This window comes from Streptomyces sp. NPDC042638 (assembly GCF_040647235.1).
Classification (GTDB): domain Bacteria; phylum Actinomycetota; class Actinomycetes; order Streptomycetales; family Streptomycetaceae; genus Streptomyces; species Streptomyces rameus.
The window spans coordinates 93,418-104,600 of the sequence record NZ_JBEZBT010000003.1; the positions used below are offsets into that span (position 1 = coordinate 93,418).

General features: G+C 76.2%; 9 protein-coding genes and 1 pseudogene. 2 read left to right on the plus strand and 8 right to left on the minus strand.

The window, feature by feature from the left end; all coding sequences use genetic code 11:
- Positions 1–572, plus strand: a 572-nt coding sequence (locus AB0B40_RS03565; protein ID WP_362262568.1) for an LPXTG cell wall anchor domain-containing protein, incomplete at its 5' end; no start/stop codon positions are given.
- A gap of 71 nt (positions 573–643) precedes the next feature.
- Here AB0B40_RS03565 and AB0B40_RS03570 read toward each other — a convergent pair.
- Together AB0B40_RS03570 and AB0B40_RS03575 are read right to left on the minus strand one after the other, a co-directional pair.
- Positions 644–1,900, minus strand: coding sequence for an NAD(P)-binding domain-containing protein (locus AB0B40_RS03570; RefSeq protein WP_345047641.1), 1,257 nt, complete (start codon positions 1,898–1,900; stop codon positions 644–646).
- A 134-nt stretch (positions 1,901–2,034) separates the two neighbouring features.
- A pseudogene (locus AB0B40_RS03575) lies at positions 2,035–2,289 on the minus strand (ATP-grasp domain-containing protein); the annotation flags it as partial.
- A 171-nt stretch (positions 2,290–2,460) separates the two neighbouring features.
- On the opposite strand from AB0B40_RS03575, the gene AB0B40_RS03580 reads away from it, so the two are divergent.
- Complete coding sequence (locus tag AB0B40_RS03580; protein WP_362262571.1) at positions 2,461–3,744, plus strand: glycosyl hydrolase; 1,284 nt, start codon at positions 2,461–2,463, stop codon at positions 3,742–3,744.
- Here the strand turns inward: AB0B40_RS03580 and AB0B40_RS03585 are convergent.
- The 6 genes from AB0B40_RS03585 to AB0B40_RS03610 all read right to left on the minus strand — a co-directional run bounded on the left by AB0B40_RS03585 (position 3,741) and on the right by AB0B40_RS03610 (position 11,182).
- Entirely contained in the window at positions 3,741–4,868 is a 1,128-nt protein-coding gene (locus tag AB0B40_RS03585) for a GNAT family N-acetyltransferase (protein WP_345047644.1), read from the minus strand. The genes AB0B40_RS03580 and AB0B40_RS03585 overlap by 4 nt on opposite strands.
- Positions 4,865–5,518, minus strand: a complete 654-nt coding sequence (locus tag AB0B40_RS03590; RefSeq protein WP_345047646.1) for a lipopolysaccharide biosynthesis protein — start codon at positions 5,516–5,518, stop codon at positions 4,865–4,867. Before AB0B40_RS03590 ends, AB0B40_RS03585 begins: the two co-directional genes overlap by 4 nt.
- Positions 5,515–6,672 carry a glycosyltransferase gene (locus AB0B40_RS03595; protein ID WP_362262575.1) on the minus strand — a complete coding sequence of 386 codons (1,158 nt, stop codon included), beginning with the start codon at positions 6,670–6,672 and terminating at the stop codon, positions 5,515–5,517. The genes AB0B40_RS03590 and AB0B40_RS03595 overlap by 4 nt, the downstream gene beginning before the upstream one ends.
- Positions 6,669–7,361, minus strand: a complete 693-nt coding sequence (locus AB0B40_RS03600) for a polysaccharide deacetylase family protein (RefSeq protein WP_345047723.1) — start codon at positions 7,359–7,361, stop codon at positions 6,669–6,671. Before AB0B40_RS03600 ends, AB0B40_RS03595 begins: the two co-directional genes overlap by 4 nt.
- Positions 7,362–7,410: 49 nt before the next feature.
- Positions 7,411–9,114, minus strand: coding sequence for a lipid II flippase MurJ (locus AB0B40_RS03605; protein ID WP_362262785.1), 1,704 nt, complete (start codon positions 9,112–9,114; stop codon positions 7,411–7,413).
- Positions 9,115–9,820: 706 nt separating this feature from the next.
- Complete coding sequence (locus AB0B40_RS03610; RefSeq protein WP_345047649.1) at positions 9,821–11,182, minus strand: O-antigen ligase family protein; 1,362 nt, start codon at positions 11,180–11,182, stop codon at positions 9,821–9,823.
- Position 11,183 lies beyond the last annotated feature (1 nt).

An 11,183-nucleotide genomic window follows, 5' to 3' on the forward strand; every position in this document is an offset into this window, starting at 1 on the left:
CGTACGGCGGTGACGAGACCACCTCGCCGCCCTCGTACGGCGGTGACGAGACCACGCCGCCTCCGTACGGCGGTGACAAGACGACTCCGCCGGCTTCGTACGGCGGTGACGAGACCACCTCGCCGCCCTCGTACGGCGGTGACGAGACCACGCCGTCTCCCTACGGCGGTGACAAGACGACTCCGCCGCCTCCGTACGGCGGTGACAAGACGACTCCGCCGCCTCCGTACGGCGGCAGCGAGAGCACGCCGCCTCCCTACGGTGGTGGTGAAACGACCCCGCCGCCCCCCTACGGGGGCAACGAGACGACCCCGCCCCCGCCCTACGGCGGTGGTGAGACGACCCCGCCGGGTGGCGGCCACAGCACACCTCCGAGCGGGGACCACAGCACGCCGCCAAGTGGTGGGCACACCACGCCGCCCGGTGGCGGCGAGGACCACCCCGGGCCGCCGGAGCTCCCGCACACCGGTGGCGAGGCCAAGGCCATGATCGCGACCTCGGCCGCCAGCGCCGCGCTGATCGCGGCCGGGGCGATCCTGTACCGACGAGGCCGGGCCGCCTCCCGTCGGTAGCGCGCCGGGTGCCGGACACGAGCGCCGGCACCCGCCGCCGTACGGCGTGCTCCCGCGCCGTGGAGCATCCTTCAGCGCCGGGCCGGCGCCGGCACCTCGCCACGCCGTCCGGCCGGGATCCGCCAGCCGGCCGGACCCGTGCGCAGCCGCCGCCGCACCCCGCGCACCAGCGTGCCCGCCGTGAAGGTGGCGCCGTGCACGAACCGCATCGCCGGACCGAACCCCGAGGTCGTGATCGCACCGGCCAGGAACAGGCCGGGGTACGACGACTCGAAGTCCGGCCCCGCCTCCGGCGTCCCGTCGGCGCCTGTCGCCAGCAGTGCGCGCAGGTCCTGGGAGACGGGCCGCAGCCGGTCGCGGGTGAGCCGGAAGCCGGTCGCCGCGATGACGTGAGAGGTCACCAGCTCGGCGGACCTGCCGCGCCGGGCCGCGGTCTCCAGACGCAGTCCGCCCGGTACCTCGTGGGCCGTCACCACCTCCCGGCCGAGCAGTACCTCCACCCCGTGCTCCAACCGCTCGCGCACCCACCACGAGCCGGCCGGGCCGAGCGCGCCGACCGCGATCCGGGCGCGGGTGTGCTCCGGCAGCCGTCGGTACAGGCCGGGCCGCTCGGCGCAGAACCAGTTCCGCCAACCGGGGCCGAGACCGCTGTGCGGCGAGCGGGCCGAGCGCCACCACGGTCGCTCCCAGGCCGGCGGCACATCGTCCCAGCGCAGCCGGTCCGCGCGGACCAGCACCCGTACCCTCGTGCCCTGTTCGGCGAGGAGCGCGGCCGTCTCCAAGGCCGCCTGGCCGCCGCCGATCACGGTGACGTCCTGGTCGCGGAACCGGTCGAGGCCGGCGTGGTGGCTGCTGTGCGAGACCAGGTCCGGCGGCAGACCGCGCAGGACCGGCGGGATGTCGGTGAACGGCAGCACGCCCACGGCCAGCGCGACCGTCCGAGCGCGGAACGTCTCCCCGTCCTCCGTGACGGCCTCCAAGCCGCCGGCGCACGGCGCCACCCGGGCCACCGTCCGTTCGTCGACCCCGGGTACGGCGTTGCGCGCGAACCACAGGCCGTACTCGGCGAACACGTCCAGCGGGACCGGCTCGGCGTGCCGGGCCGTGATGCCGCGGAAGGCGCAGAAGACGTCGAGCCGCCAGCGGCCCTCCGGATCGGACAGGTTGGACGCCCACGGCTCCGACTTCAGGAACATGCCGCGGGGCATGTGCTCGCGCCAGGACGCCATGGGCCTGCCGAAGACCCGGACGTCCAGGCCGGCCGCCGCGGCGTGCGACGCGATGGACAGACCGTACGGGCCGGCACCCACCACCAGCAGGTCGTACATCAGCAACTGCTCGCTTTCTCGTCGTCGGTCGCGCCGAGGGGGAGGCCCTGGGGGAGATCCGGGAGAGGTTCCGGGAGGAGACCCGGGAGGAGATCCGGGGGGCTCGGGCGGCGGGCCTGGCCGGGGCGGGGCGCGGGCTGCCGTGGCAGCAGATGGGCGGGGGCCGGTTCCGCGCGCCGGCGGCCGGCGGCGACGGCGCTCGCGTCGTCCATCGGCACCAGCACCGCCGGACGCGCGATCCGGGCCGTGATCCGGCGCGGCGCGGCGACGACGTGCACCTCGACTCCGGCTCCGCCGAGCGAGCGCACGGCGCCCAGGGTGCCGTGGTGAATGGGGTTCCGGTCGATCCGCGGCAGTACCGCGGGGACCCGTACGTCCAGCAGCGACACGGGTTCTCTCCTTCCCTTGCGTTGGTCCGTGCGGGGGGCCGGGAGACCCGGAAGCGGCAACCGCACTGGCGCTTGTCGTATTGATGTGACTGAGTGTCAGTAACCGGGGAGCCCGGGACGCCGCATGACGAGTGGCGGCGTGACGAGTGGCGAGTCGAGAAGGGAGCGGGCATGGCCGCACAACGGCGCGGGGCCCGGCCTGGGTGGCCTGCCGTGATCGTGGCGTCGGTCGTCGCGTCGGTCACCCTGGCGGTCGGCACCGGCTTCACCACGGGCCCGGCGGTGGCACGGGCGGCCGACCCGCCCGCTTCGACTCAGACGCCCGCTCCGACTCAGACGCCCGCTCTGGCCCAGACGCCCGCTTCGACTCAGACGCCCGCTCCGGTCCAGACGCCGTCGACGGCCCCGGCGGCTCCCGCGCCCGCCGGTTCCGTCCCGCCCTTCGGGGCCTTTCTCGACTCCGGGCCCAGCGGGGTCGCGCATATGGCCGAGCTGAGCCACTGGCTGGGCGGGACCGAGCTGAAGGTCGCCCACACCTATCTGCCCGGCGGTCGCTGGCAGGACATCGAGGGCTCGCCCGGCTTCCTGGACGTGTGGGCGCACTGGCGGCGCGAGAAGGCGGACCGGATGCTCGTCCTGAACGTGCCGATGCAGGAGCGCAACGAGGAGAACGTCCCGGACGCCCAGGTGCGGGTGCTGCTCTGGCAGGCCGCGGCCGGGGCGTTCGACCGGCACTTCCGGGCCCTCGCCGAGCGGCTGGTGGAGCTGGGGGTGCCGGACACGGTGATCGTGCTCGGCTGGGAGATGAACGGCATCACCTACACCCACCGCTGCGGTCCGGACCCGCTCGCCTGGAAGAGGTACTGGAACAGGATCGTCGCCACGATGCGTTCGGTGCCGGGACAGCGGTTCCGCTTCGACTTCACGCCGAGCCGCGGCCGGGACGCCGTGCCCTGGACCGAGTGCTACCCCGGGGACGACACGGTCGACATCATCGGCATGGACTCCTACGACCAGCCGAGCGGACTGTCCTTCGACGAGCAGGTCACGGAGCCCTACGGCCTCCAGCAACACGTGGACTTCGCCAGATCCCACGGCAAGCCCATCTCGTACCCGGAGTGGGGACTCTTCCGCAACGGCGACAACACCGAGTACATGCGGCGCATGCTCGCCTGGATCGACGAGCACCGGCCGCTGTACAACACGCTGACCGACTACTGCCCGCACGGCGTGTGGCAGTGTTCGGGCAACCCCGGCTCGTCGTTGGTCTACCGGACCGCCCTGTACGGCCGCACCGGGCAGACGGAGCCCACGCCCACCCCCACCCCTACGCCCACCCCGACCGTGACCCAGACCCAGACCCAGACACCGGCCCCGACCCCGGAACCGGACCCGACCCAGACCGCCACGCCGAGTCCGGTACCCACGCCCGAGCCGGTCCCCACCCCGCGTTAGTCCTGGCCGCGTTCCCGCCACCGGTGCAGCACCTCCCTGCCCCGCCGCCGCGCGGTCGCGCCGCACAGTGCGGCCGTCAGCAGCGGGGCGGTGCGCCCGCGGGCCATGAGCAGCCGCTGGTTGACGACCCGTTCGGGCCGCCAGTGGTGCTTGTACGGCTCGTCACCGCGCAGCAGGCTCAGCGTGCCGCGCGCGCCGCCGCCGGTGTGCTCGGCGCAGGCGTCCAGCAGCATCACCGCCACGTCCGCCTTCCGCTCCCGCAGGCCGGGGTGGGCGCCGTAGAGGTAGCCGCCGGCCAGGCAGCCCGAGAGCAGGCTCAGGTCGACGGCCACCACCTCGCCGTCGATCCGGAACTCGGTGACCACCGCGTTCCCCGAGCGCACCATCGGGCCCACCGCGCGCACCAGATGCTCCTGGAACCGTGGCTGCAGATGCTCGCTCGTCACCTTCCGTCCCTGCCACTGCAACCGGTGCAGCGCCAGCAGCCGGCCGAGCGCCGCGTCCACCTCCTCCGGGCCCACCGCCTGCCGCTGCACGCCCAGCGTGGTCAGCCTGCGCAGCTTGGCCCGCACCCGCTGCCCGGACTTGCCCGAGGGCAGCCGGGCGATCAGCTCGTCCATGGGCACGGCGGGCAGCTCCAGGCACGGCGAGTCGGGCACCGTGCGGCGCGGCCCCCGCCAGCGGTCGTAGACCCGTTCCACGGCGCCGCCCGGGCGCACCTCGCGGAAGTCGACCAGGGCCGTGCGGGCGATATCCGCGAGCGCCTCCGTGAGCGCGCCGGCCGCCCGCCCGTCGTCGGTGTCGTCCAGCAGTACGTCCGTGTAGTCGGAGATCGCCCCGCCGAGCGGCACCAGCGCGGGCAGCGGGCGGCGCACCAGCATCAGCGGCGCGACCGCCACCAGTTCGCGGCCGGCCCGCACCACCAGCACCCTGAGCCGCCCGGGCCGGCCGTACGACAGCCACCACGAGTACAGCCAGGCGTGGCTCTGGAACGGGGTCGCGGCGGCGCACCGCCCGAACAGGCGGCCCCAGGCCGGGGCGAGTCCGGCGAAGGCGGTCTCGTCGGTGACGAGTTCGGCGGTGAGGGCGGGGCTGGCGGTGCGCGCCGTGGTGGTGGCGGTCACAGCCGGCCGTGCGCGTCGGCGGCGACGGCCGGCCCGGGCACCGTCGCCCGCACGGCCTCCTCCTCGGGCCGGCGCTTCGGCCGCACCAGCAGGGCGAGGGCGCCGAGCAGCCCGCCCGCGCTCGCGCCGACCAGCCCGGTCACCCCGGCGGAGGGCGAGGCCGGCTCGGTCGGCCGCACCGCGCGGGTGAACTGCAGCAGCTGGACCCGGGTGGCGGCCTCGGCGGCGTTGGCGTGCCGGGTGAGCGCACCGGCGACCGCGTTGGCCATGTCGGCGGCCTGGGCCGGGCGGGGCGCGGTGGCGGAGACGGCGACCATGGGGGCGTCCGGCGAGGTCGCGGTGCGCACGCTCTCGCGGAGGGTGGCCATCGGCACCCCGGCCGGCGCCTGGGCGTCGGCGAGGACCGCGTCCTGGGTGGCGACCCGGCCGTAGGCCTGCGCGAAGCCGAGAGCGGTGGCGGTGTCGGACCGCTCGCCGGGGACGGCGACGACATAGCTGGTCGCCGTGTACTGCGGGGCCCTCAGCGTGCCGTATCCGCCGCCCAGCAGGCCGCCCGCGAGGACACCGGCCGCCACCAGAGACCAGGGCGGAAGCGCGCGGAGCGGGGAGAGGCGGGAGGCGCGAGGGGGCCGGGCGTGGTTCTGGATCATGAGGGGCCGACTTTCTCGGGTGATCGGGACTTCGGGACCGGGTGGGCGAGCGCCACCGCGTAGACCTCCGTGAGCCGGGCGGCGCTGCGGGTGACGCAGTAGTGGCGGGCCGCCTCGGGGGCGGCGCGCGGGCCGGGGCCGGCGGCGCGGACCCCGGCGAGCGCGCGGGTGTAGGCACCCGCGTCGCACGGAACCCGCAGCGCGTCCGGGGCGGCCCCGGGCGGCAGGTCCTCGAGGGCCGGGCAGGAGGTGTAGCGCACCGGCAGCCCGGCCGCGAGCGCCTCCACGACCGCGAGTCCGAACGCCTCCTCGGGGGAGGGGGCGGCGAGCACGTCCATCGCCGAGGCCAGCGCGGGCAGGCCGGGTCCGGGCGAGCCGTCGGGCAGGTACGGCCGCTCCCCGGCGAACAGCACCCGGTCGGCGACCCCGGCCTGCCGCGCGGTCCGCCGCAGGGCCTGCTCCTCGGGGCCGCCGCCGACCAGCAGCAGCCGGCAGTCGGCGGGCAGCCCGGCGACGGCGCGGACCAGGACGTCGAAGCGTTTGCCGGGGGCGAGCCGGCCGACGCCGCCGACCACGAACGCGTCGTCGGGCAGCCCCAGTTCGGACCGCGTGCGGCGGCGGGCCGCCGGGTCGAAGGCGAACCGCGCCAGGTCGATGCCGTTCGGCACGACCTCGATGCGCGGCTCGGGCACTCCCCAGCGGGCGAGCCGCGCGGCGACGGTGGGGGAGACGGCGACGGTGGACCGGCCCAGCCGCTCGCCCAGCAGATACAGCGCACGGACCCCCGCGGTGAGCGGCCGGCCCTCCATCTGCGTGTCCCCCAGGGAGTGTTCGGTGGCGACGACCGCGCGGACCCCGGCCAGCCGGGCGGCGATCCGCCCGTACAGGCAGGCCCGGTAGAGGTGGGTGTGCACGAGGTCGTACCGGCCGCGCCGGATGTGCCGGGCCAGCCGGGGCAGCGCGGCCAGGTCACGGTTGCCGGCCATGCCGAGGTGGGTCACCCGCACCCCGTCGGCCGTCAGCCCGTCGGCCACCGGCCCCGGGTTGGTGAGCGTCACCACCTCGGACTCGACCGGCAGATGGCGCAGCAGCAGTCGCAGTTGCTGCTCGGCACCGCCCACCCCGAGCCCGGTGATGACGTGCAGGACCCTCACCGCAGCCCCTCGACGGGCCGCCGGCGCAGCCGGTGCAGCCGGCGCTTCAGGAACAGGCGTACGGCGGTGTCGTTCTGCCCGACGTGCACGCGCGGCAGGACGTACGGGCCGTTCAGCCCGCCGGGGTCGATGGCGCAGGCGTAGCCGTAACCGGCCTCCCGCACGGCCTCCATGGCGCGCCGGTCGACCGTGCCGTACGGGTAGCAGAAGCCGCTGACCGGGGCGCCGGTCAGCTCCTCCAGCGCGGCCCGGCTGCCGGCGGTCTCGGCCTTCAGCGTGGTGTCGTCGGCGTGGGTGAGATCGACATGGGTGAGGCCGTGCGAACCGATCTCCACGCCCGCGGCGGCGGCCTGCCGGATGCCGTCCGAGGTCAGCAGCGGCTTGCGGGGGCCCAGCGGGTCCCAGGCGTTGTCGCCGCCGAGCCGGCCGGGCAGCACGAACAGGGTGGCCGTGCACTCCCAGCGTGCCAGCACGGGCAGCGCGTTGCCGAGGAAGTCGGCGTACCCGTCGTCGAAGGTGAGACCCACCAGGTCCCGTCCCGCGCCGCGCGCCCGGGCGGCGAGCAGCTCGGCCACCGACACCCCGCGCAACCCCCGCCGGCGCAGCCAGCGCAGCTGTCCGTCCAGCCGGTCGGGGGTGACCGTGACGCGGTACGGGTCGTCGGAGCAGTCGCCGACCGAGTGGTACATGGCGATCCAGGGGACCGGACCGGGGAGGGTCCGGGCGGGGGCCGGGAACTCAACGCAGGACGGCATGGGCGAGCCTTCGGGTGAGGGTGCGTAGGGAACGGAGCGCGGGGGCACAGCCCTGGACGCCCAGGGCGCGGCCGGCCAGGACGAACACGACGGCCACCGTGGCCCCGCCGGCGGCGAGCCCGGCGAGCGGAGCCGACGGCAGGCTCGCCACCAGTGCGCCGGCCACGGCGGCGAGGGCCGCGGCCCGCAGCGGCCGGCTCAGCTCGCGCAGCACGGGAGCGGTCCGGACGGGCACGCCGCGCCGTCCGGCACCGGCGAGCAGCAGGACGGCGGTGAGGGTGATGCCGGCGGCGTTGGCGGCGGCGATCCCGGCCGCACCCCAGTCGCCGACCGTCCAGGCGCCGATCCACGAGGTGGTGACGATCCCCGCGGTCATCGCGGCCACCGGGTACCAGGTGGCGCGGCCCGCCGAGAAGCGGGCGCGGACCAGGACCCCGGTCAGGGTCTGGCCGAGCAGGCCGAGCGCGTAGACCCGCATCACGCCGGCGGTCGCCGCGGTGTCCTGGGCCGTGAACGCGCCCCGCTGGAACAGCAGCCCGATCAGCTGCGGCGCGCAGGCCACGACCGCGGCCGTACCGAGCAGCACCAGGCAGGCGGCCAGCGCCAGGTCACGCTCCACCCGGTCCCGGGCCCGCTCGGTGTCGCCGTCGGCCAGCGCCCGCGCCACCATCGGGAAGGTGACCGTGCACAGCATCATCGACAGCGTCATGGGGATCTGCGCGACCTTCTGCGCGTAGTTGAGGTGCGAGATGGCCCCGGCGGGCAGCCCGGAGGCGAGGAACCGCTCGATCAGCACCTGGGACTGCCGGCACAGCGCGAACAGCAGCACGGTGGCCAGCAGCGGCACGTCCAGCGGCCGGGCCGCCTGGGCCGGCTCCGCGTCCGGCCGGCTGCCGCGGCGGCCCAGCTGCCCCACGAGCGGGGGCAGCTGGAGCGCCACCATCAGGAAGCCGCCCGCCGCGACCCCGAACGCGGCCGAGCGCACGCCCCAGTGGCCGCCGAGCGCGTACATCGCCGTGACGATGCCGACGTTGTGGACGATGTAGATCGCGGCCGGCGCCAGGAAGCGTCGGTGGGCCCTGAGAGCGGCGCTGCAGTACCCGGCGAGGCCGAAGCTCAGCACACAGGTCGCGGTGAGCCGGGTGCAGTCCACGGCGAGCGCCGGGTCCGGCAGACCAGGCGCGAGTGCCCCGACGAACTGCGGCGCCGCCAGCGCGAGCAGCGCCCCGGCCGCCGCGAACGCCAGCGCCAGCCGGGGCAGGGTGCCGGCGACCAGTGACCGCACCGGGTCCCCGGACGCGCCCTGCGCACGGCGGGCCAGGGCCGCGCTGAACGCCGGGATCAGCGCGAAGGCCAGCCCGTCCTCGATGAGGAGCGTGGCCGCGAACTCCGGCACGGTCCAGGCGACCAGAAAGGCGTCCGTGTCCGGTCCGGCCCCGAACAGCCTGGCCAGCGACTGGTCCCGCACCAGCCCGAGCAGCGCCGCCGCGACCGAGAGGGAGGCGGTGAGGAGGGTGGCCCGGGCGAGGAAACGGCCGGTGGACGGGCCGGATTCGGGAGGTGGCGGGGGCGGGATCCGGCCGTCGGGCGTCGCGGGCCCGGCGGGCGGGGCGTGGTCCCCGGGTGAAGTGGGCGGCCGAAGGGCACTGCCGGTGCGGGTGAGTTCGGCGCCGGGGACGACGGACACGACGGAACGTGCCGCGGGCAGGAAGGCCCCGCCCTGGGCCGCCGGGACGGCCGGGGGCGCCGGGACGGCCGGGGCCGCCGGGACGTGGGGGGCTGCTAGTGCGGTCGGTACGGTGAAGACGCTCGGGGCCGCCGGGGCTGCCGGGGCTGCCGGTACGGCCAGGATGCCCGGTACCGCCGGGACTTCCGGGGCCGCCGGGACTTGGGGGGGTGCCGGGACGGCGGGTACCGCCGGGACTTCCAGGGCCGCCGGGACTTGGGGGGGTGCCGGGACGGCGGGTACCGCCAGGACACCCGGGGCCACCAGGACCCCAGGCACGCGGGGGATGCTCGGCACACGCGGGACGTCTGGGATGCCTGGGACCCCCGGATCGCTGTCGCTAGGGTCGCCGGGGTCGCCCGGCAGCTCCGGAACCGGGTCCGCCGTGAGCGCCTGTGCCGCGTCCGCCGTGAGCCGCTGTGCCGCGTCCGCCGTGAGCCGCTGTGCCGCGTCCGCTGTTGGCCGTTGTGCCACCTTCGCGGTGAGCGCCTGTGCCGCGTCCGCCGTGAGCCGCTGTGGCGCGTCCCCAGTGAGCCGTTGTGCCGCCTCCGCCGTCGGCGGCCGTGCCGCGCCGGCCTCCGGTCCCGGTGCCTCACCGGTCGTACGCCTCGTCATCCCGCCCGCCCCCGCCCCCGCCGGCGCACCGGGACGCGGGACGCTGTCGTCGTCATCGCGGGGCTGCCTCCTCCGCCATCCGCCGCCGGCCCGGTACGGCGGTGTGCTCGCCGGTGCCGAGCCGGTCACCGCCCACCAGCGCCCACCAGGCGACCAGCCCGAAGCACACCGCCGTCAGCACGGTCGACGGGCCCCCGATGTCGGCGTACGCGAAGTCCACGAGCTGCCACACCAGCAGCCCGCAGGCGACCAGCGCGCAGTCCAGGCCCCGGCCGCCGGCCGCACGCGTCCGCCACAGTCCGCGCAGGGCGCACACCAGCAGGGCGAGCCAGCCGCCCGCGAGGCAGAGCAGCCCGATCAGCCCCTGTTCGCCGAGGACCAGCAGGTACATGTTGTGCGGGGAGAGCAGCGGCTGCCGGCGGAAGGCCGCGCCCGCGCCCTCGGTGTCGCTGCCCGAGGACAGCGCGAGGGAGGCGTGCCCGTCGCGGTACTCGGGAAAGGCCTTCAGGCCCACACCGGTCAGCGGCCGGTCACGCCACATGTCGGTGGCCGCGGCCCACATCGTGTACCGGTCGGTGACCGACTGGTCGGGCGCGGCGGTGACCTGGGTGATGCTGTCGATCCGCTCCTGGAGCAGCGCCGTACCCACGCCCAGCCCGCCCACCAGCACCACCCCCGCGGCCACCACGGCCGCCCCGATCCGCACCGCCCGGCGCACGCCGGCCAGGACCAGCTGGACGGTGAGGGTGACCGCGGTGGCGATCCAGGCGCCCCGGCTGAAGGACAGGGCGAGGGGGACCGTCAGGGCGAGCGCGCAGCAGGCGGCGACCGTCCGCTCCCGCACCGCGGGCCGGCCCAGCGCCAGGCCCACCGCGCACACCAGCCCGAACGACACCACCGTCGCCATGCCCATCACGTCGGCTGCCCCGAAGGTGCCGACCGCCCGGATGTCCTCGCCCTGGTAGGAGGCCCCGGTCCGGGTGACGTACTGGTGCACGCCGAGCGTTCCCTGCCAGCCCGCGAGGGCCACGAACGCCCAGGCCAGCAGCCGGAAGTCGGCCCGGTCGCGGACGAGCAGGACGACGGCGGCCGGGACCAGGACGAAGACCTGCAGATAGCGGCCCAGGCCGGTGATCCCGGCACCCGGCGTGAGCGCGTGCAGTGCGGCCAGCGCGAGGCCGGCCACCGGCAGGCCGAGGATCAGCGCGGCGGCCGGGGTGAGCGGGCGGTGGCGCGCACGCAGCAGCCGGACGGCGCAGAACACGACGACCAGGGCGGACAGCGCGTCGGCGGGGCCCGCGCCACCGTCACCGCCGCCGGGGGCGATCGGCAGCGCGAGCAGCGCGACCACGGCCACCACCGGCAGCGCCGGGGACAGCCGCGCGGGGCGGCGGAGCGGCAGGGTCAGGGCCATC